This is a genomic window from Alkalihalobacillus alcalophilus ATCC 27647 = CGMCC 1.3604 (assembly GCF_000292245.2).
Classification (GTDB): Bacteria; Bacillota; Bacilli; order Bacillales; family Bacillaceae_D; genus Alkalihalobacillus; species Alkalihalobacillus alcalophilus.
On the sequence record NZ_ALPT02000001.1, the window covers coordinates 78,042 to 104,410 of the forward strand.

The 26,369-nt window shown below is 38.0% G+C and carries 25 protein-coding genes; 1 reads left to right on the forward strand and 24 read right to left on the reverse strand.

Going from position 1 to position 26,369, the window contains the following annotated elements; translation table 11 throughout:
* Nucleotides 1-7: 7 nt before the first annotated feature.
* The 14 genes from BALCAV_RS00370 to der form a co-directional block, all read right to left on the reverse strand.
* Nucleotides 8-865 (reverse strand): menaquinone biosynthetic enzyme MqnA/MqnD family protein, encoded by an 858-nt coding sequence (locus BALCAV_RS00370; protein ID WP_003323168.1) that lies wholly within the window; start codon nucleotides 863-865, stop codon nucleotides 8-10.
* Nucleotides 865-1,467, reverse strand: a complete 603-nt coding sequence (locus BALCAV_RS00375) for a UbiX family flavin prenyltransferase (protein WP_003323170.1) — start codon at nucleotides 1,465-1,467, stop codon at nucleotides 865-867. The genes BALCAV_RS00370 and BALCAV_RS00375 overlap by 1 nt, the downstream gene beginning before the upstream one ends.
* A complete protein-coding gene (locus BALCAV_RS00380; protein WP_136445923.1) occupies nucleotides 1,464-2,330 on the reverse strand; it encodes a UbiA-like polyprenyltransferase in 867 nt (288 codons plus the stop codon). The genes BALCAV_RS00375 and BALCAV_RS00380 overlap by 4 nt, the downstream gene beginning before the upstream one ends.
* A 21-nt stretch (nucleotides 2,331-2,351) precedes the next feature.
* Nucleotides 2,352-3,062 carry a demethylmenaquinone methyltransferase gene (locus BALCAV_RS00385; protein WP_003323173.1) on the reverse strand — a complete coding sequence of 237 codons (711 nt, stop codon included), beginning with the start codon at nucleotides 3,060-3,062 and terminating at the stop codon, nucleotides 2,352-2,354.
* Nucleotides 3,063-3,067: 5 nt separating this feature from the next.
* The gene (locus tag BALCAV_RS00390; protein WP_003323174.1) at nucleotides 3,068-3,862 is read right to left on the reverse strand and encodes a heptaprenyl diphosphate synthase component 1; all 795 of its coding nucleotides are present in this window, start codon (nucleotides 3,860-3,862) and stop codon (nucleotides 3,068-3,070) included.
* Between the two features lie 280 nt (nucleotides 3,863-4,142).
* On the reverse strand, nucleotides 4,143-4,361 hold the full coding sequence (gene mtrB, locus BALCAV_RS00395) for a trp RNA-binding attenuation protein MtrB (protein ID WP_003323175.1): 219 nt from the start codon (nucleotides 4,359-4,361) through the stop codon (nucleotides 4,143-4,145).
* Between the two features lie 24 nt (nucleotides 4,362-4,385).
* Nucleotides 4,386-4,952 (reverse strand): GTP cyclohydrolase I FolE, encoded by a 567-nt coding sequence (gene folE / locus BALCAV_RS00400; protein WP_003323176.1) that lies wholly within the window; start codon nucleotides 4,950-4,952, stop codon nucleotides 4,386-4,388.
* Between the two features lie 151 nt (nucleotides 4,953-5,103).
* Nucleotides 5,104-6,582 (reverse strand): stage IV sporulation protein A, encoded by a 1,479-nt coding sequence (gene spoIVA / locus BALCAV_RS00405; protein ID WP_003323177.1) that lies wholly within the window; start codon nucleotides 6,580-6,582, stop codon nucleotides 5,104-5,106.
* A 322-nt stretch (nucleotides 6,583-6,904) separates the two neighbouring features.
* Nucleotides 6,905-7,630, reverse strand: a complete 726-nt coding sequence (locus BALCAV_RS00410; RefSeq protein ID WP_003323178.1) for a hypothetical protein — start codon at nucleotides 7,628-7,630, stop codon at nucleotides 6,905-6,907.
* 40 nt (nucleotides 7,631-7,670) lie between these two features.
* The gene (locus BALCAV_RS00415) at nucleotides 7,671-7,877 is read right to left on the reverse strand and encodes a DUF2768 domain-containing protein (protein ID WP_003323179.1); all 207 of its coding nucleotides are present in this window, start codon (nucleotides 7,875-7,877) and stop codon (nucleotides 7,671-7,673) included.
* 281 nt (nucleotides 7,878-8,158) lie between these two features.
* Nucleotides 8,159-8,425, reverse strand: coding sequence for a stage VI sporulation protein F (locus tag BALCAV_RS00420; RefSeq protein ID WP_003323180.1), 267 nt, complete (start codon nucleotides 8,423-8,425; stop codon nucleotides 8,159-8,161).
* 81 nt (nucleotides 8,426-8,506) lie between these two features.
* A complete protein-coding gene (locus BALCAV_RS00425; protein WP_003323182.1) occupies nucleotides 8,507-9,550 on the reverse strand; it encodes an NAD(P)H-dependent glycerol-3-phosphate dehydrogenase in 1,044 nt (347 codons plus the stop codon).
* Between the two features lie 137 nt (nucleotides 9,551-9,687).
* Nucleotides 9,688-10,305: a glycerol-3-phosphate 1-O-acyltransferase PlsY gene (gene plsY, locus BALCAV_RS00430; protein WP_003323183.1), complete on the reverse strand. Its 618-nt coding sequence runs from the start codon at nucleotides 10,303-10,305 to the stop codon at nucleotides 9,688-9,690.
* 18 nt (nucleotides 10,306-10,323) lie between these two features.
* Nucleotides 10,324-11,637: a ribosome biogenesis GTPase Der gene (gene der, locus BALCAV_RS00435; protein ID WP_003323184.1), complete on the reverse strand. Its 1,314-nt coding sequence runs from the start codon at nucleotides 11,635-11,637 to the stop codon at nucleotides 10,324-10,326.
* A 557-nt stretch (nucleotides 11,638-12,194) separates the two neighbouring features.
* On the opposite strand from der, the gene BALCAV_RS22995 reads away from it, so the two are divergent.
* A complete protein-coding gene (locus BALCAV_RS22995) occupies nucleotides 12,195-12,320 on the forward strand; it encodes a hypothetical protein (RefSeq protein WP_268746783.1) in 126 nt (41 codons plus the stop codon).
* A 369-nt stretch (nucleotides 12,321-12,689) separates the two neighbouring features.
* On the opposite strand, the gene BALCAV_RS00440 is transcribed toward BALCAV_RS22995, so the two are convergent.
* The 10 genes from BALCAV_RS00440 to BALCAV_RS00490 form a co-directional block, all read right to left on the reverse strand.
* Nucleotides 12,690-13,364: a YphA family membrane protein gene (locus BALCAV_RS00440; protein WP_456236623.1), complete on the reverse strand. Its 675-nt coding sequence runs from the start codon at nucleotides 13,362-13,364 to the stop codon at nucleotides 12,690-12,692.
* A gap of 505 nt (nucleotides 13,365-13,869) precedes the next feature.
* Nucleotides 13,870-15,021: a 30S ribosomal protein S1 gene (gene rpsA, locus BALCAV_RS00450; protein ID WP_003323186.1), complete on the reverse strand. Its 1,152-nt coding sequence runs from the start codon at nucleotides 15,019-15,021 to the stop codon at nucleotides 13,870-13,872.
* Nucleotides 15,022-15,105: 84 nt separating this feature from the next.
* Complete coding sequence (locus BALCAV_RS00455) at nucleotides 15,106-15,693, reverse strand: lysophospholipid acyltransferase family protein (RefSeq protein WP_003323187.1); 588 nt, start codon at nucleotides 15,691-15,693, stop codon at nucleotides 15,106-15,108.
* Entirely contained in the window at nucleotides 15,694-16,368 is a 675-nt protein-coding gene (cmk, locus tag BALCAV_RS00460) for a (d)CMP kinase (RefSeq protein ID WP_003323188.1), read from the reverse strand.
* 125 nt (nucleotides 16,369-16,493) lie between these two features.
* Nucleotides 16,494-17,144: a flagellar brake protein gene (locus tag BALCAV_RS00465; protein ID WP_003323189.1), complete on the reverse strand. Its 651-nt coding sequence runs from the start codon at nucleotides 17,142-17,144 to the stop codon at nucleotides 16,494-16,496.
* A 135-nt stretch (nucleotides 17,145-17,279) separates the two neighbouring features.
* The gene (gene ypeB / locus BALCAV_RS00470) at nucleotides 17,280-18,632 is read right to left on the reverse strand and encodes a germination protein YpeB (protein WP_003323190.1); all 1,353 of its coding nucleotides are present in this window, start codon (nucleotides 18,630-18,632) and stop codon (nucleotides 17,280-17,282) included.
* 19 nt (nucleotides 18,633-18,651) lie between these two features.
* Nucleotides 18,652-19,614, reverse strand: a complete 963-nt coding sequence (gene sleB, locus BALCAV_RS00475) for a spore cortex-lytic enzyme (RefSeq protein ID WP_003323192.1) — start codon at nucleotides 19,612-19,614, stop codon at nucleotides 18,652-18,654.
* Between the two features lie 226 nt (nucleotides 19,615-19,840).
* Complete coding sequence (gene metH / locus BALCAV_RS00480; protein WP_003323193.1) at nucleotides 19,841-23,284, reverse strand: methionine synthase; 3,444 nt, start codon at nucleotides 23,282-23,284, stop codon at nucleotides 19,841-19,843.
* Nucleotides 23,285-23,315: 31 nt separating this feature from the next.
* Entirely contained in the window at nucleotides 23,316-25,157 is a 1,842-nt protein-coding gene (locus BALCAV_RS00485; protein WP_003323194.1) for a bifunctional homocysteine S-methyltransferase/methylenetetrahydrofolate reductase, read from the reverse strand.
* Nucleotides 25,154-26,281 (reverse strand): methionine biosynthesis PLP-dependent protein, encoded by a 1,128-nt coding sequence (locus tag BALCAV_RS00490; protein WP_003323195.1) that lies wholly within the window; start codon nucleotides 26,279-26,281, stop codon nucleotides 25,154-25,156. Before BALCAV_RS00490 ends, BALCAV_RS00485 begins: the two co-directional genes overlap by 4 nt.
* Nucleotides 26,282-26,369 lie beyond the last annotated feature (88 nt).

Below are 26,369 nucleotides of genomic sequence, written 5' to 3' on the forward strand. Positions count from 1 at the left end.
CTTCACCTTACTTAGTCAATTTATCTTTCACAGGTTGCCATAATTTAAGGGTTTCTACTGGTTCATTTAAATAACCAAGTTGATAACATAAATCATAAAAAGAAAGCAGACCTTTTTGTTCAGCTTCTGAAAAATCGTATGTTAAGCCGTTAAAGTAATTCGACCAAAACGGCAAATCTCCTGCATGATCTTTCATAATCTGTCGGATCATCGGTTGAAATTGTGTTTGTATCGACATTTCCTTACTAAATAACAATTCACGATTTAATAGTTCGAGCTCTTTTACTTTTGTTTCGACAATTTCATTTCTAACCGCTATAACAGCAAATGTCATCGGTAACCCTGTAAATTGATACCATAATTCACCAAGATCATACTGATAAATATTTGGTTCTTTACACCAAGTCGCTTTAATTGCATCATCACCAATTAATAAACAAGCATCAAACTGTGCAAGCATTTTATCATAGTTTGGCTCCTCTACTTCATAGTGAACCTTAAACTGATAAAAGTGAGCCAAAATCACTTTTAATAAATGAATGGTCGTTGCAGAGCTTGAAGTTAAAGCGATCCTTTTCTCATTTAATTGTTCAATTGGAACTTTAGAAAACAAAAATAAGGAACCAACAGCATGATAAGATGAAACCGATAAATCTGGTAAAAGCGTATAATCATGTTGGTTTTTAGCATAAGCAAAGCTAGAAATGCCACCGACATCAACCTCTGCTTTAGACATTGCCGCATTTAACTGAGCCGGAACTTGAGGTATAAATGTGAATTGTTCTTCTTTTAACTTATCTCTGTCAACAAAATAAAAAAGAGGTAGAATGTTTGTATAGGATATTTCACCAATTCGAAGCGTCATTACTCTCCCCACCTTTTAAACATTTCGTGCTCAACCTCAAGCCTATCCAACGTTTTTCCAACAACAAATTTAACTAAATCATCAATTGTTTCGGGCAAATGATAAAAGCCAGGCATAGCCGGCAAAATATGAGCACCCATTTTCGTTAATGTCAGCATATTTTCCAAATGAATTTGATGAAGAGGTGTCTCTCTTGGAACGATGACAAGTTTACGACCTTCTTTTAACATCACATCAGCTGTTCTTTCCAACAGATTTCCTGATGCCCCATGTGCAATCCCTGAAAGAGTTCCCATTGAACAAGGAATAATAACCATACCTTCATTACGGAAAGAACCACTCGCAATAGAAGCTGCATAGTTATGTAAATGATGAACCGTTAAGTTGTGATAACCGTCTGCAAAGAGCTCAGAAAGCAATTGTTCTCGATTAGTTGTATCTAATAAAAGCTCTTCTTTGAAAACTTGCCAACCTGCCTCTGTTATAATAAGATGGACATCAAATTCTTGTCTTAATAGTTCACGTACAAGTGTCACTCCATAAATCGCTCCACTTGCTCCTGTTATTCCAACGGTGAAAATTCTCTTTTTGTTTTGCATCATAGTAATAAAACATCTCCAATCGCAAATACGAACATTTGAATACTTAAAATTCCATTCATCGTAAAAAAGGCGACGTCTAGTCGAGACATATCATCAGCAGAAATAATCGAGTGCTCATAAATCATAATGAATCCAGCGATTATAACACCAATCAAATAGAGCCAACCTAGTGGCGTAAAAAAGTATAACGCTAAAAAAGCTAAAAAACTGACGATATGAAACCCTTTAGCTATTTTTAGGGAGTTTGCTAATCCGAAGCGACTTGGAATGGAATACACATTGTTATCACGATCATATTCTAAATCCTGTGTGGCATAAATGACATCAAAACCAGTCGTCCACATCGCTACCGCTAAAAATAAAACAAACGCTTCCCAAGTTAGGGTTCCTGTTGCCCCAACCCAACCTCCTAATGGAGCAATCGCTATCGTTACACCAAGAATCACATGGCAAGCCCAAGTAAAACGTTTTGTATAAGAATAAATAACCAAAAAGAAGACCGCAATTGGTAATAAATAAACAGCCAGCATATTTAATTGAAAGGCTGCAACAAATAAAAGAGCAAATGAAGCGATAATAAAAATAATCACTTCTAGTTTAGATAATAATCCAGCTGGAATAGCTCTTGATTCCGTCCGTGGATTTTTTTTGTCAATTTGAGCATCGATGACACGATTTAACGACATCGCAGCACTTCTAGCCCCAACCATTGCCAGTGTAATCCAAATCCATTGTGAAATGGTTGGTAGAGTTCCATTCATAATCGCGCTACCAAGAACAGCTCCAAAAAAGGCAAATGGCAAAGCAAAAACCGTATGCTCAAACTTAATCATTTCTAAGATGATTTTTAATTTTCTAATCACTTTTTTATCCCCAATTCTCATTTACTCAGACGGTTTAATACCGAGATGCATAGCTGCAACTCCACCGGTAAACGCTTTAACTTCAACCGGTTTAAACCCTACATCAAAAAACATCTGCTTTAATTGTTCACGCCCTGGAAAATTTTTAGTTGATTCGTTTAACCAAGAATATTCTTGATAACTTTTCGCAAACAATTTCCCGAAAACCGGCATTATATAGCCAAAATAAAAAAAGTACAATTGCTTAAACCCTGGTATTGTCGGTTGTGAAGTTTCTAAACAAACGACCTTCCCTCCTGGCTTAACCACTCGATACATTTCTTTAAGCACTTGAGTGTAGTCTGGTACATTTCGCAAACCAAAACCAATCGTCACATAATCAAATTGATTATCTTCATACGGCAGTTCCATCGCATTACCGTGAACTAAATTGACTTGCTTTAGTTTTAGGTTGTCCACTTTTTCTTGACCGACTTTTAACATATTTTGACTAAAATCTAATCCTTCAACATGTCCAGTTGAACCAACAGCTTGAGCGAGTGCAATCGTCCAATCACCCGTTCCACAACAAACATCTAAAGCCTGTTGCCCCCTTTGGACATCCATTTTCTTCATCGTGCTTTTTCGCCATGATTTATGACGTTGAAAGCTAATCACAGAATTCATGACATCGTAGCGTTTATAAATTGATTCAAAAACTTGATGCACGCGCTCTTCTTTTGACTGTGTCATTTTATTCACCCTTCTTCTGCAATTTTCTTCGGACTAACGGTTACTTGTAAAATCCCTTCTAACCTTGTCACAATAATTCGTTCAACTGTAGCCATGGATTGACTCATTTGAAGAATTTTATCTTTTAAGACCTCGACTTTTTCTTCGAGTATCATTAAATCTTCCGCATCGTTTGGATGCTCTGATAACAAGGATTGAATGATCGCATGTCTTTTTCCATTCTTCCAAGCTTTTTGTTCAATTAAAAGCCTTTTCAACAAAAAGAACTCTTTAAACAAGCTCAGCCATTGCCGTTCCTCAAAATGTTCGGCAATGTTTTGTAGTAGTTTCGATTCAACTGAGATGACTTCATTTTCTATCTTTTTATACCCTTTTAATGCAGCTGAATTTTTATAAAGATTCATTTTGCACTCATTTATTTCTTGAATGGAGCGACTAAAAATGCGGATCATCGGAACATTTTGAGCTTTAGCTAGTAAATAATAATAGAGACTACTGTAATAATCTCCTGCTAAAACAGTAAGTTGCCGTTCCTTTATCACTACATCTGATTTTATTTTATGGAGAGTCACATCCTCATGTACATCTAAGGCCGCTTGTAATAGCACAGCCGACAAGATAATCGTCTTCACGTCTTTATTAGGAAGATGGCCAGATAACATGGCATATAAAAAAATAATCTTATCTTCATCTATCATGGGACCCTCAATATGGTGCTCCAAATATGTATGCTTAGTTAAATCATTAAAGCTCTCTTTTATGTCAATCAAAATCTCATTTAGCTCTTTTTTACTAACCATCAATAGTCCCCCAAATCACTTACCAACTTTACAGATCATCCGACCATTTCCAATTTAATGGACAATTTATAAACCGCATATTATTATAGCATAATTTTAATGGTCGGACTAATAAAATCAACCTTCTACTAACCATTCGGTATCTGCAAACCCTCTTACTTGACTGAAATGAATAAGGCCATTAAAAAGGCAGGCGAACTCGTTCTTTTACGTCGTCTATTCATATGACTAGCAAAAACTTGAACTTGAACAAAATAGAAAAAAGCAGGAAATCCCGCTTTTATTCTTCTGTATCAATTGTCCCATGTACGGTTTGGATTACAGCTTTACCTCTAATTTTTATCGCAGAAGTGTGTTCAGTAAACTGAGCGATCATAACCTCACCTTTATCAAGCTTTTCAGAATGATGAAAACGAGTATCTGACCCACGTGTTAAACCGATGACATTTACTCCATTTTCTTTGGCTTTAATGACTATGCTCTCATTTTGATTACCCATAACTTCGCTCTCCTTTATCTACACTCAACTTTTAATAAAACCTAATACCTCAGCTCTTAATGATGCATCTTCTGCATATTTTCCACGTACAGCAGTGGTAATCGTTTTCGCTCCTGGTTTTTTCACACCTCGCATCGTCATACACATATGCTCTGCTTCGACGACAACAATAACTCCATGTGGGTCAAGTGATTCAACAACGGAATCTGCAATCGTTGCTGTAATTCGTTCTTGTAATTGCGGCCTTTTGGCAACCGCTTCAACCGCTCTTGCTAACTTACTTAAACCCGTTACTTTTCCACCTCTTGGAATATATCCAACATGTGCATGTCCAAAAAACGGAACAAGATGATGTTCACACATAGAAAAGAAAGGAATGTCCTTAACAAGCACTAATTCCTCATGATCTTCTCCAAATACAGTTTGGAAATGCTCCTTAGGGTCTTGATTTAATCCTTGAAATACTTCTGCATACATTTTTGCTACTCTTTTTGGTGTATCCTCTAAACCTTCACGACTTGGATCTTCACCAATGGCTTCCAAAATCATCGTGACTGCTTGTTGAATTTTTTTATGATCTACTGATTGCAACGTCTTTGCCTCCAATTATCCTTTTCTTGTCATAAAGGATGACATACTTAAATATTAGCACATTCTTTTCAAAAAAGGCAAAGAGGAATTCCTTTCTAACTAGGAATTCCTCTAAATTTATGTTTATTTTTGTCAAAGGATGTCACAACGATTATAAAATAATCGCAATTAATCCACCTGAGCCTTCATTAATGATTCGCTCTAATGTTTCTTTTAATTTGTAGCGAGCGTTTTCAGGCATTAACGATAGTTTCGCTGAAATCCCTTCCCTCACAATGGAATTAAGCGAGCGTCCAAAAATGTCAGAGTTCCAAATCGATAATGGATTTTCCTCAAAGTCTTGCATTAAGTAACGGACAAGTTCTTCACTCTGTTTTTCCGTTCCTATAATTGGAGCAAATTCTGACTCGACATCCACTTTAATCATATGAATCGAAGGTGCGACAGCTTTTAAACGAACACCGAAACGAGCACCTTGGCGGATAATTTCTGGCTCATCTAAACTCATATCTGATAAAGCTGGAGCCGCAATTCCATATCCGGTTTGTTTCACCATTCTTAATGCATCAGACACTTGATCATATTCAGATTTAGCATGGGCAAATTCTTGCATTAATTGCAAGAGATGATCTTTCCCTCTAATTTCAACACCAACGACTTCTTTTAACACTTGATCATACAAGTCATCTGGAGCAAATAAATCAATTTCTGCAATTCCCTGCCCCATCTCAATTCCTGCTAATCTTGCATCATCAATAAATTCATACTCGGCAAATTGGCCAACGACACGGTCTACATCACGTAAACGTTTAATATCATTAACTGTCTCACGTACAGATTCTTCGTAACTCTGTCTTAACCAATGCTCTTCATTTAAGACCATCACCCAGCTTGGTAAGTTAACATTGACTTCATGCACAGGGAATTCAAATAACACTTCTCTTAATACATTGTTAATGTCCTGATCCGTCATACTTTCAATACTCATCGCTAAAACAGGAATGTCATGCTCCTCTGCTAACTCGCGACGGAGCTTATCTGTATCCGGATGATAAGGACGTACACTGTTGACAATCATGATAAATGGTTTTCCTACTTCTTTTAATTCCTCAATCACTCTTGTTTCTGATTCAATATAATCATAACGTGGAATGTCACCAATTGATCCATCTGTCGTCACAACGACACCTAAAGTAGAGTGCTCTTGAATGACCTTCCGCGTTCCAATTTCAGCCGCTTCTTGAAAAGGAATAGGCTCCTCATACCATGGTGTATTGATCATTCGTGGTCCATTTTCGTCTTCATACCCTTTCGCTCCAGGTACCGCATAACCTACACAATCCACTAAACGTATGTTTACATCTAATCCTTCATCGACATGAATAGAAACAGCTTGATTTGGTACAAACTTTGGCTCGGTTGTCATAATCGTTTTACCAGCGGCACTTTGAGGTAATTCATCTTGTGCTCGTACTTTTTCTGACTCATTAGGAATGTTCGGGAGTACGACGAGCTCCATGAATTTTTTTATAAAAGTCGATTTCCCCGTACGAACCGCACCTACTACCCCAAGATAGATATCACCGCCTGTTCTTTCAGCAATATCTTTGAAAATGTCAATCTTTTCCACTTGATCCCCTCCCGATCATGTAAGGATTTGAAATTTATCGATTCCGTTAAAATCTTAGGACACTATCATTCATATGATGTTGTCCCATGACTTATGACAAATGATTGAATCGAATCCTTTCATTACTGCTACCGAGAAGGGGATGCCCTTCAGATACAGAGTACTTCGACATTTCACAAGAAAAAAATCAAGCAAAATGAGTAAGCCACTTGTATCCTTCAACAAAAAAAGCCCCTTCCAATCCTATATATATCAATTGGTAAGAGGCAATAGACCATTTTTTTATAAAAACGATTAAAATTCTATCTACTTTTTGTTAAATCTATTTTTCTAAACTCATATCATATTGTGGTTCACCGTTCTCATCCAATGTATAAGCTACAGAACGAGTCGGAACAAAGTAAGTGTTTTCTAAAAGGATGGGACGAATATCTTCCCCCTCTTGGAAATCATGTTCATATTCTTGCAATGCCATATTTAAATCAATTCGATAGTCAATCACAACTTCCCCATCATTTGTTAAAAGCAAAGGCAAAAACGTTTCATAATAGGGGCTTTTAACATAAGGTTCACTTGAATACCCTAGCTCTTCATAATCAAGTTTAAATAAACCGTGATCTAACACTTCAGCAACAGGAGCATACGAATGTTTACGAATATGTTCATTGACCCTTGTATATAATCGTTGAATTTCATTTATGGAAGTTAAATCAACGACGCGAACTTGCAAACTATCTTCAACATCCCATAACACATATTGAAAAACACCACCGTTTTCCAAAGCCGTTCCAGGTGCTTGCTGTAAATAGCGTGGAACTAATTGATTAAAATCAACAACATAGCGATGGTATAAAGGTGTGTTTTCCTCAAAAGTCCTAATTGGCAATACACCTGTATCTTCTTGAAAATTCTCAACTGCAACTCGCACCGATTCTAATTGATCCGGATACGCGATCTGATTCTCCACTCTATTTTCCTCTGGATAAAAACATCCAGCCAAATATGTAGTTAATAATAGAACCGTTGTGAGAAAAAATATTTTTTTCATCGTAAACTTCTACCTCATTTCATTTATTTCCAAACTTCATTTAATTAGCTACAGCTGTCGGTCCACCAGCTACAACAATAAAGACGATTAACCCTGCAACACATAAACAAATAAACGAAATTGTTAAAACAACTTTTTGTAGGAAACCTTTTAATTTTGTCCGGCTAATTAAAGCCGTCACAACCGATACAAACATTAAAAACATCGCAAAAAAGGAGACATACATACTTAACATCGCTTGAGACATAATGCCAAACCTCCTAAACCTTCAAAATCTACCTTATAAATTATAGCATACAAACGAGTATAAAGTTAAAATGATCACAACGCTAGTCCACAATCAATTACGACAATTTTGTGAAATGCGGCTAATTTTCTCCCCAAACAAAAAAAGGTTGAAGAAGCGGGGGCACACTTCTTCAACTTAACTAAACCCTTCGAAAACAAAGCCCTATTTATAATGTTCGTTCTATAAAGTATATGCAACCACTTACTAGTTGCGTTCAACATACGCCTAAGAACTTGAACCTATTTTTTATTGAACATTTTGGCAAGAGAAGCAAAATCAGCAGGAACATTATTTTTTAAAATGGCTTGCACTAGCTGGTCTTCTTTTTCTTTTGATACAGGCTTATTAGCAATCTTTGAAACTTGGGCGATTAATTGACGAACAGTCGCTTCATCTTGAAGATTAGCTTGACTTACTGAATTGGCTAATTTCAATAATTGATCAGGTCTTACATTCGTTTTCTTTTGGACATTATCCATAAACGAATGGTCGTTTTTTTCATGCATCGGTGCGACCTCCTTCATACATAGTTTCAACATATCCTATGCGAATAACTAAAAGAGGTGCACATCCGAATCAGAAGAAGCCTAATAATCACTTTCCTTAAGAGAATAATTTGTCAATTCTTCCACCTCATGCTTCTTAAGACGCCCCATTAATTCCTCTGCTGCTTCTTGTGGAGTCGTTTCTTCAAATAAGACTTTATATAATGCTGTCGTAATCGGCATTTCGATTCCTAACTCTAAGGCAAGCTCATACGTTGCCTTTGTTGTTCGAACCCCTTCCACAACCATGCCCATTTTTTCTAATACTTCATCCAATGTTAAACCCTGACCTAACATATGACCTGCACGCCAATTACGTGAATGGACACTTGTACATGTCACAATTAAATCACCAAGTCCTGATAATCCAGAAAAAGTTAATGGCTCGGCACCTAACTTCACACCTAACCTCGCCATTTCAGCTAAACCACGGGTCATAATTGCTGCTTTCGTATTATCACCAAGCCCTAATCCATTTGTCAGCCCACAAGCCAAAGCGATAATATTTTTAATCGCACCACCTAGTTCAACTCCGATTAAATCAGGATTTGTATACACACGGAAATGTTGATTAATAAATAAATCTTGGACTTTTTCTGCAGCCTCAATATTATTAGATGAACTCGTAACCGTTGTCGGTTGGCGTAAGCTCACTTCTTCAGCATGACTAGGCCCTGATAAAACAACAACATCTCCAAGCAGCTCTGAACCAGCAAATTCCTCTTCGATCATTTCTGAAATGCGTTTATGAGTGCCAGGCTCAATCCCTTTACTCGCATGAATAATCGTTGCTTTTGTATCCATAATTCCCTTTAAATTGTTAATCGTTTCACGAATCGCTTTCGTTGGGACAACGATTAAAATATTGCTTACACCACTAACAGCTTCTTTTAAATCGGTTGTGCCTTTAATGGAATGAGGCAATTCAATATTTGGTAAATACTTCTCATTAGTGTGCTTAAGATTAATTTCATTTATTTGGTCTTCTCTTCTCGCCCAAATGGTTACGTCATGATTATTGTCTGCAAGTACTAAGGCAAGGGCACTACCCCAACTACCCGCACCGATAACAGCAACTTTTGACACATCATCAGCTCCAATCCAAATCTTTTAAATGACTTATTTTATTAATTTGTGCACTTCTGCTAACAGGAATTAATTTTGACCTAACGAGCCTCTATCAATCCCCTAAAAAGGCGGTTGTTCAAACATTGAATGATTATTTAACTTTTTTGACCAATTTTATTTTCCGATCCATTAAAAATCCGCATCACATTCGTACGGTGACGCCAGAGTGAAAGGATGGCAACAACAAATGTCAAATAGATAAAGACAAGTGGATAATCATAATAAGGCAATAGAAAGAATGTCGCAACAGGTGTTAATAGGACAAATAGTAACGATCCTAAAGAAACATATCGCGTAAAGATAATACTTATAATCGCAATTAAACCAGCTATGAGAGCGGGCCAAAAAACAAGGGTTGATAAAACCCCAATCGTTGTGGCAACCCCTTTACCACCTTTGAAGTTGTAATAGACAGGCCAATTGTGACCGATAATTGCTGCTACTCCACCAAGAACAGGAAACCAACCTAAATCATTTGTAGCCACCATATATCCAAACCAAACAGCTATAACCCCTTTAAGAACATCTAAAATTAAAACGGTTATCGCTGGTCCTACCCCTAAGACACGTAATGTATTTGTGGCACCAGCGTTTCCACTACCATGCTGACGAATATCGACTTTTTTAATCTTTTTAGCAATAATATAACTAAAACTAATCGACCCTACTAAATATCCAAATACAATGGTAACGACTAATAAGATACCCTCCATATTCTCCCCCAAAATGATTTAATCGTTCTTTTTTCGAGCTAGAATTTTAATTGGTGTCCCCTCAAATTCAAATGTTGCACGCAATTTATTTTCTAAAAATCGTTGATATGAGAAGTGCATCAGCTCAGGTTCATTGACAAAAAACACAAAAGTTGGTGGCGCTACTGCCACTTGCGTCACATAGCTAATTCTCAAGCGCTTCCCTTTATCTGTCGGTGTAGGATTCATCGCAACCGCATCCATAATCACATCATTTAACACATGTGTTTGCACACGTAACAGATGGTTTTCCGCAACTTTATTTACAGCTGGTAAGACAAACTGCAATCTTTGTTTTGTTTTAGCTGACAAGAACAAAACAGGTGCATAGCTTAAGAATAAAAATTCATCTCTAATTTTTTGCTCAAAATTCTGCATCGTTTTGTCATCTTTTACAACAGTATCCCATTTATTGACGACGATAATAACGGCACGACCGGCTTCATGAGCGTATCCGGCAATTTTTTTATCTTGTTCAATGATACCTTCTTCTGCATTAATAACGATTAAAACGACATTAGAACGTTCAATCGCTTTTAATGAGCGCAGCACACTATATTTCTCCGTTGATTCATACACCTTACCTCTTTTTCTCATCCCAGCTGTATCGATAAGCACATACTTCTGTTCATCTTTTGTAAAAGGTGTATCAATCGCATCTCTTGTTGTTCCAGGTATATTACTAACAATTACTCGTTCTTCACCGAGCATCGCATTTACTAAAGATGATTTCCCTACATTTGGTCTACCAATTAATGAAATACGAATCGTTTCCTCATCATAATCATCGCCATCATCTTCAGGGAAATATTCAATCACCGCATCCAACAAATCGCCTAAGCCTAAGCCATGCGAACCTGAGATCGGATATGGTTCACCTATTCCAAGTGAGTAAAATTCGTATAATTCTTCACGCATTTCAGGATTATCGATTTTGTTAACTCCTAAAACAACCGGTTTTTTTGAGCGGAATAATAATTTCGCTACTTCTTGGTCCGCACCCGTAATTCCTTCTTTTCCATTCACAATAAATACAATAACATCCGCTTCTTTAATCGCTAGTTCCGCTTGCTCCCTCATTTGCACGAGCAAAGGTTCGTCTCCTAGTTCAATTCCACCTGTATCAATTAAGTTAAAGTCACGGTTTAACCATTCACCCTTACTGTATAACCGATCTCTTGTTACTCCAGGCATATCTTCAACAATTGCAACTCGTTCCCCAACAATTCGATTAAATATTGTCGATTTTCCGACATTCGGACGACCTACAATAGCCACTACTGGCTTCGTCATAGCGTCACGACCTTCCTTTTTAAACTTTACATGTCATTACATCCGTAACTCATTCATTCTACTAAAAGTTTATTAGCTTGTACATATTATTTCCTGAAAAGCCTTTTTTTTATCCACTTTCGAGTTTCTAATTTACTCAACTTTCGCAGAGTATGATTGGCTCTTAACCGTTGATAGAGATTGATTTTAGGGAGATACAACACTCAATTTGACTTTACATGAACGGTTCAATCGTTGACAGTCTGAACACATCTCTTCGTAGGCTGTTGAAGGAATCTGTTCACTAAAATAAGCACTTCGGCTGTCGCTCCCAAAACCATACTCCGCGTCCTGCGGGAACCTGGCGAGCCTCCTCGGCAAGCCTTGCGGGGTCTCGCTCCACGGTTTATTCCCGCGGGAGTCTCCGTATGGTTTTTCCGCTAAGTGTCGTGGAGTTGCTTGATGATATGGCCATTCTCAATTAGCTATTTCTAACGCAGAAGGACCTTCTTCTTCACTTTGTTGGTTATGGAACTAAATAGGGAGTTGCCAGCTATTTTTTTCCGAAGTCTGCAGGAATGAAAAGACATGATTCCAATCGAAACCAGCTCGATCATCTAGCTAACGTACAGAGCATCAACAATGATTGGTTTACAACTGTAACGGATTTAATCATTGAAAGAGAAAAATCATTCTCAAGCTAATGTACGTTGAAGTCATGACTGTTTTTTTATTCAATGAGAAAAAGGAACCTAGATTCGATTCCAGTATCTAGCGGACAAACAGACACGGAGACTCCCGCAGGAATAAACCGTCCAATGAGACCCCGCAAGCGTGAAACGCTGAGGAGGCTCATGAGGTTCCTGCAGGACGCGGAGTGTCTGTTTGGGAGCGACCGCCGGAGGGCCTATTATTTTTTTCTTAATGCACAGTTTATCCGTTTGGTGTGATAGTGCGTTCTCGCTTTTCAAACGTGTCAAGGGCATTTGTTTAAGAGCTTCTATTCGCTCTGCCAACTCGTTGAACGGATTTTCTCGATGCGAAAGTTGAGTAATTTAGTAATCCCTACTATTTTATGCATCCACTTTGACGTTATTCGCTCGCTCCAATTTTTGTCTTGCTCTTGTAGTCGCTCTTACTGATGGATATAAGACTTCCTGCTGCTGTTTACCTGTTCTCCACTGTAAAAAGAGTTGGTTAATGCTACTTAGCATATATCTAATAAAAGCAATACAAGCAAAAATACAGATAGTAAAAGTCACCACATCTAAAAAGAGCATTCGCCCAATTTCAGCAAAACCAAAAAAATAATGTTTTACAAATCCAGATAAAAATTCTCCTTGTAACATTCCGACTATGGACGTGATGGCCTTATCTTTAATCGACCCTAAATGGAAGGAAGCAATAATAAAGCTAATCGCCGCTAAATAAATTCTTTGATCGATAAACAAAACGACTGGGTCAAACAAGGTAAATACGTCAAAAGTAGCATAAGCGATAGCTAATAGACTAGATAAAACGAGCATATAAATCATTTTTGGCCATTTATAAAAACGCAAAAAAGAGCAAATAAACATAAAAGCAGGGATAAGTGCCACTCTAAACGAAAAACCATTCCAAAAAATTTGAAGAGGCATAATCGTAACAATTGTTAACAAACAAACAGTTAACCAAAAACGTTGATTTGTTTTATTAAAAAAGAAGGTTAATACGATCCATACACCCCAAGCAGCCCAATAAAAATACATTCCTTCCAATTTCTTCTCTTCCTTTCTGAAGAATTCATTCTATTAAAAAATGATTCTTTCATCTTCTTTTTAAAATTATCGTCTAAAAGAAAGCTTTCTAATCATCAAAATAATATTTAATTGAAGGAGGAGTCTCCTCATGACAAAGTCAGAGGCCACTGAAACTTGGACTGTTTGTAAAGTAAAAGTTATAAGATTTAGCTGTACTCCGCCAACTCCATACCCTACGCGTTCCGCCGGTGAACCGGGAGCCTCCTCGCTTTGCTGCGAGGTCTCCCGTGTTTCACTTTTCCGGCAAGAGTCTCCGGGTATTGCGTTGGCTCCGTTTTGGTTAAAGAAAAACGATTGTAGCCATAATCATTCATCTAATACTGTTGGATTATAAATAATGGTGCATAGTAAAAAATCATTTACGAGCAGATGGCTGCCCCTCTGTTCGAAATCCGAAAAAAGCTGTTGATTTTACTATTTTCAGTAAATCAACAGCTCAAAACCTCTATTATCATTATGATTTATATTTTTTTAATTGATCACCAATCATATCACCCAATGAGAATCCGCTAGATTCTTCTTCTTTATGACTTTCATAATCAGCATAATGGTCTTCTACGTCTTCTTCAATCAAAGCTCGAATACTTAACGAAATTCTCTTTTCGTCTAGGTTAACATCGAGAACCTTAGCTTGAACTTTTTCACCTTCTGTTAAAACTTCAGATGGTGTACCAATATGACGATTGGCAATTTGAGAAATATGAACTAAACCTTCAACCCCATCGGCTACTTCAATAAAGGCTCCAAAGGATACTAAACGTTTAACCGTTCCTGAAACAACATCACCTTGAGAAATGGTTCCCTCAATTTTTTCCCATGGGCCAGGTAATGTATCTTTAATAGATAAAGATACTCTTTCGCTTTCCGTATCAACAGAAAGTACCTTCACTTTCACTTTATCGCCTTCTGAGACAACGTCCGATGGTGACTCAACACGATGATGGGCAAGTTGAGATATATGTACAAGACCATCAACACCACCTAAGTCAACAAAGGCTCCAAAATTAGTTAACCTTTGAACGGTTCCTTCAATAACCATCCCTGGTTCAATTCCTTGTAATAAATGTTTTTTCTGTTTTTCAACTTCCTCATCTAAAACGACACGTTGAGATAATATTAATTTATTATTATCTTTATCTAGCTCAACGACTTTTAAGCGAAGGGTTTTCCCTTTATAATCCGAGAAATCCTCAACATAATGACGTTCAACCAACGAAGCTGGGATAAATCCACGCACTCCAAGATCAACGACTAAACCACCTTTAACGACATCAGCAATAATGGTTTCAATTACTTCACCCGTTTCAAACGAGTTTTGTAAAGAGACCCACGCCTTCTCAGCCTGTACCGCTCTTTTTGATAAAACTAGCTCATCATCTTCCAACTTTAACACCTTTAACTCAACTTCATCATCTACAGACAAGACATCAGAGACTTTTTCAACATGTAAACTAGATAATTCACTAATCGGAATAACTCCATCTACTTTATAACCAACATCAACAAAAGCTTGTTTATCCTCTACTTTTGTTATTTTCCCCGAAATGACATCACCTACTACTATCGATTTCATTCCAGCCACTTCACTATTCATTTCATTAACCATTGACTTTTTCCTCCTTCAACCATAAAGATCTCATTTGAACAAAGTGCATTCTTATAAAATAACTTCCACACATTGTGAAAGGAATTAACGGTTCGAATGTTCGTCGATTAACTTCTGAATTTCATTCATAATCACTTCTGTCGCTTCTTCAGCTGTCAATTTATTTTGTCGATGTTCATCAAAAGGAATAGGGGCCCCATAAACTAATTGGAGTGGCTTAAACTTTTGATAAGGACCGATGACAGCACACGGAATAACGGTTGCATTAGAGCGTAAGGCGAAAAAACCAGCTCCAGCTAAGCCTTTTCCCATTTTTCCATCCTTACTCCTTGTGCCTTCAGGAAACAGCCCCAGCATCTCTCCATCTCTTAAATATTGGATGGCTGTTCTTAACGCTTGCTTATCACTCATACCTCTTTTGACAGGGAAAGCCCCTAACCTTGGTAAGAGACTTTTTAAAATCGGCTTTTCAAACAATTCTTGCTTTGCCATATAATGAATTGGGCGTTTAAGATATGAACCAAGTAATGGTGGATCAAAGTTACTAATATGGTTACAACATAATAAAACACTGCCTTCTTCAGGAATGTTTTCCTTGCCTTTGATTTTTACTTTATAAGCAGTCGACAGAAAAACACGACAAATCGTTTGACCGAGTTTGTAGATGCTCATTTATGAAATTCTCTCCTTCGCTAAGTCAATAATGGCCTCTACCACCTCATCAATGGTTAAACTTGTCGTATCTAGTTCCTTGGCATCTTCAGCCTTCTTTAACGGTGCCACTTCTCTAGTAGAGTCAAACTCGTCTCTTCTGGCAATATCTTTTTTTAATTGTTCTAAATCAGAGTCAATCCCTTTTTTCACTTGTTCCTCATGACGCCTTTTAGCTCGTTCATCTACAGATGCCGTTAAAAAGATTTTTAATTTTGCATTTGGAAGCACGTGGGTTCCTATATCTCTTCCGTCTAATACAACTTGTCCTTCTTTAGCAAGTAAGCGTTGACGCTCTACCATTTCTTCGCGTACAGCTTGATGACTCGCAGCTAACGAAACATGCTGGTTCACTTCATTTGAACGAATTTGCTCGGTTACTTCTTCGTTATTTAAAAGAACCTTTGTATACGCTTTTTCATTCACAAGTCTAATCGTTAGACTATCCAGTAACTGCCTCATTTCTTTACCATCACTTAAGGAAATGTCTTCTCTAAGTGCGGCATACGTTAAGGCACGGTACATAGCCCCTGTATCAATGTATAAAAAAGATAATTTCTCAGCCACTAATTTAGCTACCGTACTTTTTCCAGCACCTGCAGGACCATCAATGGCAATTGCTAAACGTTCTTCCATTTCATTACACCTCATCCATGTCAACACAACATTCATTTACAGTACTTTAATCAGTTTGATACTATTTTTATATTTTATCATATTCTTAAAAGAGGGTCTAACTTATCTGGAGAAATTCTCTAAAGTTAAGCCTTATCTACTTGAACAAACTGACGCTTAAAACAAAATTGGATAATTTCTTCTCTTGTTTGGGAGGGCATCTCCTCAAACTGACAAGAAACAAGTTGTTTTCTGTCATTAAAACTATTTATGCGAATGATCTTTGCCTTTGTACCGATCGTTTTTTTCCGTCCCTTTCCTAAAACGATTAACAATGATACCTCTTGCATTGGCCGTAGTTTTTCGTGGATAGGAATAAAAAAAGAGCAACCTCCCCCACTTAAATCAAAGGTCGTTGTTGCAAATGTTTTCTCATTAATAGTAACGGTGACATCTAATAAGGTTTTAATTCGCAAATACTCACGCCTTTGAATTCGTTTATACTCTGTTAAAGGGGCATTTTTTAAAATAAGTACTGGAATTTGCATGATTTTACGCCCTATAATTTCGGATTCAAATTGATAAATAGCCTTATCTTTGCCTATATAGGAAACGAGAAATGAAGTCCCCTTTAAAAAATATGATTGTTTTTGTGTTAATTCACTTATCGGATAGTAAATCACGAGATCTTGATTTAAAAAATCAACTACCATCGACGAGAATTTCTCTGTTTTTGGCTTCCCCATATCTGATTGTTCAGTTAACTCTAGATAGATTGACTTACCGATTTCAATCAATCTTACCACTCCTTTTGTACTATTGATTCTCTATTATGACATGTTATGTATAATTGCGAAAGTATTTGTCCAAAACTTAATAAACCCCCTAAAGTTAAACCTTAGAGGGTACTATATTTTCATATTTTGTTCTCTTTATGATTGATATTGATGCATCGATTCAGCTTGTGGCATTCTCTCAACTAGTTCTTCTTCCCCATTTTCTGCATTAATGAAAATGCGATAGGTTTCATCATTTAAAAGCCCGTAAAACTCATAACATAACACTTCTTCACCAATGTCATTTTTAATTAAACCTAGATGTTCTTCCATTACCTCTAAACGAGGATTTAATTTGGCTTTTGCTTCATCTCTAGTAATCGACGGACTTGGTATATGACGTTCTTTATGATTGATTAAATAATCTTTTGCTTCATAACCGACTATATCCCCATCATCTAAGGCAACTTCGACGGTAATGGAATCCGTATAAACTCGAACATCATCTTCAACATAAACAAATTTTAGCATCCCAACCGAATCATATTGTTTGCTATCAACGAGCTGCATTTGTTCAAAGTTTTGATTTTTTAAATAGTCACTCGCTTTTTCGGAAGCCTCATTTAAACTCACATTCACTTCCCCGATGTTTCGAGCTTGCATAAACCAGATCGGATGTCCCCCTTGAACACTGATGTCCATATAGTAATTTGTTGCATGCTCTGGGTCGTCAATCGCAAGTGTATAAGCTTCATAAACTAACCCTTCACCTGTCTCCGAAATATGAATCGCCGCATTTTGACTCATATTTAAATAGTCACTTGCAATCTCTTTTGCTTCTTCTTTTGACACTCGCTTCCCATTTAATGCTTTTTTGAGTTGACCATTAATATCTTTCATCGCCGCGTTTTCAGGTCCCCACTCAAGCTCACTATACCCTTCCACTGATTTATTCATTACTTCAAAATGAGAAAGTACTGTATTATCTCTTGGCTCATTTTGTGCAGTTATTTCTTTTTCAATGTCTAACCAACGATGGCCATTCGCTAATACTTCCGCTTGGGTTTGACGGATTTCTTGACGAATTTCCTTTGAAAGTTGATACAACTGTTCCAAATTTTGATACTCTTCATCTGTCAACGGTTCTTGATCTAAATCACGAATCGATGTGCGATAAGTTAATTTACTTAAATTGTATAAAAATTCTTCTGTTTGACTAATATCGATTGAAGCGAGCGGTAATTGCCCCATTTCCTCTTGGGCTAAACTCGTCACACGCCAAACTTCTGCTAAAGAAGGTGTGAGTTGTCTTCTCGTATTCATCGCTAATGTTGAACCTAACTGATCCTCAATTTGATCTAAATGAAAAGCTAAATCATGAAAGGCGCGTTGATAGTTATTCTCCGCCTGTGTCGCTAATACTTGTTTTTGTCCCTGTTCTTGAAATGCCCAATATCCGGTCGCAATTAAAGCAATACTCAGTAGACCGATTAGAACATTACGTACCATAATCATTCACCTCCATAATTTAATGACAGAAAATATGCTTACCAATTTTTTTAATTTGTGGACGAGTCCAAATCCATCCAGATGTAGCCGTGTCTGGATTAAAATAATAAAGTGCATTCCCTGTAGGATCTTGTCCATTGATCGCATCCAATACGGCTTTCCTTGACGTTTCATTAGGTTCTAACCAAATTTGTCCATCCGCGACGGCCGTAAAAGCTCGCGGTTCAAAAATGACATCAGATACTGTATTCGGAAAAGATGGGCTGTTCACTCGATTTAAAATAACTGCGGCAACCGCCACTTGACCAACATATGGTTCACCACGTGCTTCACCATATACCGCTTGTGCCATAATTCGAATATCATTATCTGAGTATCCTGCCGGCACATTTGTTGCCTTGTCAATTGTAGCAGCATTGTCTTGCTCAGTTGGTGTCTCTGGATCTGGAGCTTCGCCACCTGGTTGCTCACTAGCTTGCCCTTCCGGTTGTGGTTGCTCCTCCGGCTGTGGCTGACCCTCAGGTTGTGGTTGCCCTCCAGCTTGACCCCCTCTACCTGCTTTTGTGTCCGAACTTCCTTTTGGACCTTTTTGAATCGATTTAGGTGTTCCACCATAATGGGTGAATTTTCTTCCTTCCTTTATTGACTTTTGAACATGGTCACGGTTATAGTTCGTCGATTTAACGAGCTTTTCTTTCATATCAGGACCGACTAATCCATCAATATCTAAGCCAAATTCATATTGATAATTTCGGACCGCCCAATATGTACCCCAACCGAAAACCCCATCAATTTTGCCATTGTAATAGCCAATGTATTGAAGTCTTGATTGCAACTCGATCACATCTTCACCCGTTGCCCCGTGCTGGATCACTTGCTCTGTAAAAGCTTCTGCTCGGTCCGTATGACTCCACATTAATAACGCAGTAAAAATGAGCATAACGCTCCAAACCCTTTTCTTTTGAAACAGATAATCTTTCATGTTGTCTACTACCTCCCTTTGGTGTACCATCTGTTGATTTATTGAAATATCAATCACTAATCGTAGTGTCTATCAACTTCCTTTTTTTATTCAATGAATCAGTAAAAAATGGGTGTGAAACCAAACGAATGGATTTTTTCTATATTAAAAAGACGGTTTCATTGCTATTAAAAGCGAATGAAACCGTCCTATTATCCTATACTAAGTATGTTTTCCCTACCTATCATTAAAGCACATTAAAATACCTGCCCTCCGGATGAGCAAACACCATCGCGGTTACACTTGCCTCGGGTTCCATCATAAATCCATCCGTGAGTTCAACACCAATTTTTTCAGGTTGAATCAGTTTAAATAACTTTGCTTGGTCTTCTAAATTTGGACAAGCTGGGTATCCAAAAGAAACACGTACTCCTTGGTATTTAGCGGCAAAACGCTCGGCCATCGTAAAATCGAGATGATCGGGGAAGCCCCACCTGTCACGCATTAATTGATGGACACGTTCAGCAAAACCTTCGGCTGTTTCTAAGGCTGCTGCTTGAATTAGATGGCTTTCTAAATAATCCCCAGCTTCCTTGGCTCGTTCGGCCATTTCCCGCACACCTTTACCAGCTGTTACAGCTAAAAAACCAACATAATCAAGCTCACCACTTGAGACAGGTCTTAAATAATCGGCAAGACATAAATAAGGTTTTTGCTGTTGGCGTGGGAATGAAAAACGTTCAATCACATTGCGTGTGCTAGGATCATCATAAATTAAAATATCATCACCATCGGATTGAGCAGGAAAGAAACGATAAACCGCATTTAATTGAAGAAGCTGATCTCGTTTAGCTCGGAATAAAAAATCGTCAACCTTTTCCTTTAACTGCAAAGCTCGCTCATCTTGTTCCTCTAATAGACGACTGACTTTTCCTTGTAAACCTAAATGTCGCCCTAACAACATTTGCATATTAATATATGGCTCGATATGAGATAGTTTATAATCCCTTAAAATATGAGGCTCTAAATCATTCGGTTTAAAAACAGGCGTCGTTTGTGAAACCTCAGAACGCTTTGGTCGTTCCGCAACCGCCACAGCAACTGGTTTTCTTTTACGAACCTCCTCTTTTTTGGCGCGTACTTCTTTTAATTCCGCAGCCAGTACTTCCTGCTCACCTGGTTTAACGATACGATTGGCAAGCTCTAGTCCATTCATCGCATCCTTAGCATAAAGCACGAGTCCGTCGTACTCTGCTGCAATTTTTGTATCGGTAAATTTTCTAGTTAAAGCCGCACCACCAACTAGTATTGGCACCGAAATTTCCTGCTGCCGTAAGTCCTGTGCCGTTAAGACCATTTGCTGAGCTGATTTGACTAACAAGCCTGATAATCCAACTGCATCTGGCTTTTCTTTTTTTACAGCCTCAATTATTTCATTTGAAGTCACTTTAATGCCGAGGTTAACAATCTTAAAGCCATTATTACCTAAGATGATTTCAACAAGGTTTTTGCCAATATCATGGACATCCCCTTTAACCGTGGCAAGAATGATTTTCCCTTTTCCGTTATCGCCTTCTTTTTTCTCCATAAATGGTTCAAGATGTGCAACAGATGCCTTCATCACTTCTGCACTTTGCAATACTTCCGCAACAATTAATTCATTATTATTAAACAGCTTTCCGACCTCATCCATTCCATTCATTAAAGGTCCATTAATAATATCGAGTGGATCTTCATATTTAGCTAAAGCTTCATCCAAATCCTTAATAAGTCCCTCTTTAGAGCCTTCTACGATATAACTAGCCAGACGTTCTTCTAATGATAAATTGGAGATTTCCACTTTTTTCTCAGCTTTTTTCCCACGATAAAAGGCCGTAAAATTTGCTAACGTTTCATCCGTTGTCTCAAATAAGAGCTTTTTCGCCATGTCTTTTTCTTCTTCTGAAATCGAAGCGTACCGTTCAAGCTTTTCTGTATTGACAATCGCATAATCTAAGCCAGCTTGTGTACAGTGGTATAAATAAACCGCATTTAAGACTTCCCGGCCAACAGGCGGTAAACCAAATGAAACATTACTAACTCCTAAAATCGTTAAACAGTCGGGTAAGGCTTCTTTAATTAATTTTATCCCTTCTACGGTCGCTTCAGCTGAACCAATATATTGCTCGTCCCCTGTGCCGACTGGAAAAACAAGTGGGTCAAAAATAATATCTTTCGGGTTAAGCCCATACTTCTCAACTAAAAGCTGATGGGAACGTAACGCCACTTCAAGTTTACGTTTTGCTGAAACAGCCATTCCTTCTTCATCAATCGTTCCTACAACAACCGCCGCTCCGTACTTGTGAACCAGTGGAGCAATTTTTTCAAAACGTTCTTCCCCGTCCTCTAAGTTAATTGAATTAATAATCGCCTTTCCTTGAGAATAAGTAAGAGCTGTCTCAATTACTTCTTCATCAGTTGAATCGATCATAAGAGGAACCTTCACTTTATTAACTAAGAACTTAAGAAATTCTTCTACATCCTCTTTTTCTTCCCGATCGGGGTCGGCTAAACAAACATCAATAACATGGGCCCCACGCTTCACTTGAGCACGTGCAATTTCAGAAGCTTCCTCATATTTCCCCTCAGCGATTAATCGTTTGAATTTCCGTGAGCCGATAACATTTGTTCGCTCTCCAACAAAAAGTGGACGCATACTCTCATCGTAAAGGAGCGGTTCAATCCCAGAAACAGCATGGGCATGACCATCATTTAATTTTCTCGGCTCATATTTTAAAAGTTCTGAACGGAGTTGTTGAATATGGGCAGGTGTCGTCCCACAACAACCACCGACAACATTTAGCCAGCCTTTTTCAGCAAATCCTGCTAATTTTTTCGCAAGTGACTCTGGTGATTCATGATAATGACCTTCTTCATCAGGTAAACCCGCATTCGGATAGCAACTGACATACCCTGTCGAAAGCTCTGATAAGGAACGAATATGGTCACGCATAAATTCTGGACCAGTTGCACAGTTCAACCCAACAACGACCGGCTTCATATGTTCAAGTGATAAATAAAAAGCCTCAATATTTTGCCCCGCAAGCGTCGTCCCCATCGGTTCAATCGTCCCCGATACCATTAAAGGAAGTTTGACGGCTAATTCTTTAAAGGCCTTTTCAATCCCAATAAAGGCTGCTTTGACATTACGCATATCTTGACTCGTTTCCAATAAAATGAGATCGGAACCACCTCTGATTAAACCTCTTGCTTGGATAAAATAAGAGTCAATTAACGCTTCAAAAGTCGTGCCACCGGTAACCGATAATGATTTTGTTGTCGGTCCCATCGCCCCTGCAACAAATCTTGGCCACTCAGTCGTTGAAAATTGATCAGCCACTTTTTTAGCAAGTGCTGCCGCTTGAAAACTTAATTCTTCCGCTTTAAAGCCGAGATCATAATCATCTAAAACAAGATCCGTTGAACCAAAGGAATTTGTTTCAATAATATCGGCTCCAGCCTTTAAATAATCATAATGAATTTTTTCAATCACATGTGGGGCTGTTTCATTTAAATATTCATTACACCCTTCATATTCGTCTCCACCAAAATCCTCAGCTGTTAGTTCTGCTTGCTGGAGCATCGTCCCCATTGCCCCATCCATAATGAGGATTCGACGTTCTAGTTGTGTTTCAAATAATGATTTTGTCATCTACATTCTCCTCGATTCCGTACACATCCAATTATTGTAATGTTATCTCTTTTTGCTGCTGTTTCTCTTGAATATACTGTGTCAATTCAACCGACATCTCATATCTTAAAAATGGTGTAATTAAATAGATGCCATTAAAGTGATCAAGGGTTGCATCAATTAATGATTTTGCAATCGTTAATCCTTCTTGCACCGACTGTTCCTTGTCATGTTCACACTTTTTCATCGTTTCTCGAATCGAATCGGTTAATTTAATTCCTGGAACTTCATTGTGCAAAAATTCTGCATTTCGCGAACCTGTTAAAGGCATAATTCCTATATAAATTGGCTGTTCAATATGCTTAGTTAATTTAGCTAATTCTTCAATTTGTTTTTCGTTATAGATCGGCTGCGTCATAAAATAGTCTGCTCCACTTTCAACCTTTTTCTCCATACGAGCTACCGCTTTCTCTAAATGACGAACATTTGGATTAAAAGCCGCTCCAACTGAGAAGTTCGCTTTTTGCCCTAAATCCTTACCAGAAAATGAAAGACCCTCATTTAATTGTTTGATCATCGAGATTAATTGAAAGGAAGTCATATCATACACGGAAGTCGCACCTGGAAAGTCACCAATCTTTGTCGGATCGCCTGTTATCGCTAAAAGGTCTTGAATACCTAAAGCATGTAAACCCATTAAATGTGACTGTAATCCAATTAAATTCCGATCACGACAAGTCACATGGACTAGTGGTCTCGTTGAATATTGAGCTTTCATTAGCGAACCTAAAGCCATATTGTCAACACGGGGAGAAGCTAATGAATTATCAGCCAATGTCACCGCATCAACACCTGCATCAGTTAGTGCTTTTGCTCCGTTCATAAACTTCTCAATCGATAGCCGTTTTGGTGGATCTAATTCAACGATGATTGATGAACGTTTTTTGACAATATCAGGCAATGTTTCTCTCTTTGGACGTGCTTGATTTTGTCTCGAATCAACTTTTAAAATCGATTTGACCTTCTTTTCGTTCACTGGTTTATTCACTTTTGCTACTTCGGCAAATGCTTTAATTTGCTCTGGAGTCGTTCCACAGCAACCACCAATTAAACGCACACCTTGTTCAATAAATCTCTCACCCATATCGGCGAAATAATCTGAATTTGATTGATAATAATAGCGACCATCGCGAAAATCTGGTAAACTCGCATTCGGATAAACAGCTAAATAGGCACCTTTTGGTAAAGAAACCGTCTCGATCGACTTTAACATATGAAACGGCCCCATTCGGCAGTTTAAACCAACAACATTTGCTCCTGCTTCAATTAATTGCTGAAAAGCTTTTTCTAGCGGAACTCCACCTTGCATCACTCCAACCTCACCTACTGAAACATTGACAACAAGCACTTGATCAGTCAATTTTCTCGCAAGCTGAGTCGCCATTAATGCTTCCTCAAGGTCATAAAATGTCTCAAGTAATAATCCATCAACACCCTCTTTTAGCAGCTCTGTCATCTGTTCAAAAAAGGCCGATTTAATTTCTGCTAACGTCCATTCCTCATTTTTATAACGGCGTATTCCCCCTACTGTGCCGAGTATATAAATCTCCTCATTTGCTACTTCACTTGCAATCTGAACACCCGCTTTATTCAAGGCGCGCACCTTATCTTCTAATCCGTATTTTTCTAACTTCAATCGATTGGCCGCATACGTATTCGTTTGAATCACATTCGCTCCTGCATCAATATAGGCTTGGTGTACGGCTTTGATTTTTTCTGGATGTAACAAATTAATTTCTTCAAAACATTGATCAATTCCTTGTTCATAGAGGAGAGTTCCCATCGCTCCGTCACCAACAAGAAGATTGTTTTGTAATTTCTCAATTAAATTCAAACTCTCTCCTCCTCTTCTAGCTTAATGACAGCCTGAAATGCTTGCTCTAAATCAAATATTAAATCTTCTGCTTTTTCAATTCCCACTGAAAAACGTAATAAACGATTACACACACCATTTGCGATTCGAATTTCTTCTGGAATATCCATATGGGTCTGTGTAGCCGGGTACGTCATCAAACTTTCAACCCCACCAAGACTTTCTGCAAAAGAAATCAGCTTCAAGTGTTGTAAAAATGGGTTAACCATTTCCTCTTCTAAAATTCGAAAGGAGAGCATTCCACCTTTACCAGGATACAAAACATCTGTGACGGCTTGATGTTTTTCTAAAAAGCTAACGATTGCCTTTGCATTTTCTTCGTGCTTTTCCATTCGTAATGCTAAAGTTTTCATACCACGAATTAATAACCAAGAGTCAAAGGCAGGCAAAATTCCACCGATCCCATTATGATAGTAAAAGATTTTCTCACAAAGCTCTTCTCCCTTAGCCGCGATAAGGCCAGCAATTAAGTCATTATGTCCTCCTAAATATTTAGAAGCACTATGAATGACGATATCAGCCCCTTCCACTAACGGCTGCTGCAAGAGTGGCGTATAAAAAGTATTATCAACAATTAATAAAAGGCCGTATTTTTTAGCAAGTACTGCCAACTCAGAAATAGATGCTTCTTGCATGAGTGGATTTGTTGGCGTTTCGATAAATATCGCCTTCGTTTTTTCTGTAATAACTGATTCCACTTCTGCTATATCTCTCGGATCAGCATAGGCAAAAGAGATTCCCCATTTACGCCAGCCTTGCTCAAACAAGCGATATGTACCTCCATATAAATCCTTCGACGCTATAATTTCATCACCTTGCTCAAAAATAGAGAAAACCGTTTGAATGGCTACCATTCCAGAGCTACACGCAAACCCGCGATCTCCTTCTTCTAAAGTTGCAATCGCTTTTTCAACCACTTCTCTCGTTGGGTTTCCTGTTCTTGCATAATCATAACCCGTCGACTCACCAATCCCAGTATGACGATAAGCTGTTGACAGATAAATCGGTGTATTAATCGTCCCTGTCCGGTCATCTAATCGGTTTCCAATTTGTGCTAAAGTTGTTTCTAAATTTTTCTTTGTCATCTGTGTCTCCCCCACTCTATTATTGTCATTGGTTGTCTTTAGCAAATATAAAGAAAACACCTTCTTCCAATTAAGAAGAAGGTGTGAT

Coding starts and splice junctions, on each gene's coding strand:
- plsY (WP_003323183.1), bottom strand. CDS start 10,305: ATGGAGGGTATCTTATTAGTCGTTACCATTGTATTTGGATATTTAGTA.
- BALCAV_RS00385 (WP_003323173.1), bottom strand. CDS start 3,062: ATGACACAGTCAAAAGAAGAGCGCGTGCATCAAGTTTTTGAATCAATT.
- BALCAV_RS00415 (WP_003323179.1), bottom strand. CDS start 7,877: ATGTCTCAAGCGATGTTAAGTATGTATGTCTCCTTTTTTGCGATGTTT.
- BALCAV_RS22995 (WP_268746783.1), top strand. CDS start 12,195: ATGAAAAGACATGATTCCAATCGAAACCAGCTCGATCATCTAGCTAAC.
- BALCAV_RS00490 (WP_003323195.1), bottom strand. CDS start 26,281: ATGACAAAGAAAAATTTAGAAACAACTTTAGCACAAATTGGAAACCGA.
- mtrB (WP_003323175.1), bottom strand. CDS start 4,361: ATGGGTAATCAAAATGAGAGCATAGTCATTAAAGCCAAAGAAAATGGA.
- der (WP_003323184.1), bottom strand. CDS start 11,637: ATGACGAAGCCAGTAGTGGCTATTGTAGGTCGTCCGAATGTCGGAAAA.
- BALCAV_RS00455 (WP_003323187.1), bottom strand. CDS start 15,693: ATGAGCATCTACAAACTCGGTCAAACGATTTGTCGTGTTTTTCTGTCG.
- BALCAV_RS00410 (WP_003323178.1), bottom strand. CDS start 7,630: ATGAAAAAAATATTTTTTCTCACAACGGTTCTATTATTAACTACATAT.
- BALCAV_RS00440 (WP_456236623.1), bottom strand. CDS start 13,364: ATGTATTTTTATTGGGCTGCTTGGGGTGTATGGATCGTATTAACCTTC.
- ypeB (WP_003323190.1), bottom strand. CDS start 18,632: ATGGTACGTAATGTTCTAATCGGTCTACTGAGTATTGCTTTAATTGCG.
- BALCAV_RS00390 (WP_003323174.1), bottom strand. CDS start 3,862: ATGGTTAGTAAAAAAGAGCTAAATGAGATTTTGATTGACATAAAAGAG.
- BALCAV_RS00370 (WP_003323168.1), bottom strand. CDS start 865: ATGACGCTTCGAATTGGTGAAATATCCTATACAAACATTCTACCTCTT.
- BALCAV_RS00375 (WP_003323170.1), bottom strand. CDS start 1,467: ATGATGCAAAACAAAAAGAGAATTTTCACCGTTGGAATAACAGGAGCA.
- sleB (WP_003323192.1), bottom strand. CDS start 19,614: ATGAAAGATTATCTGTTTCAAAAGAAAAGGGTTTGGAGCGTTATGCTC.
- metH (WP_003323193.1), bottom strand. CDS start 23,284: ATGACAAAATCATTATTTGAAACACAACTAGAACGTCGAATCCTCATT.
- BALCAV_RS00420 (WP_003323180.1), bottom strand. CDS start 8,425: ATGCATGAAAAAAACGACCATTCGTTTATGGATAATGTCCAAAAGAAA.
- rpsA (WP_003323186.1), bottom strand. CDS start 15,021: ATGGTTAATGAAATGAATAGTGAAGTGGCTGGAATGAAATCGATAGTA.
- cmk (WP_003323188.1), bottom strand. CDS start 16,368: ATGGAAGAACGTTTAGCAATTGCCATTGATGGTCCTGCAGGTGCTGGA.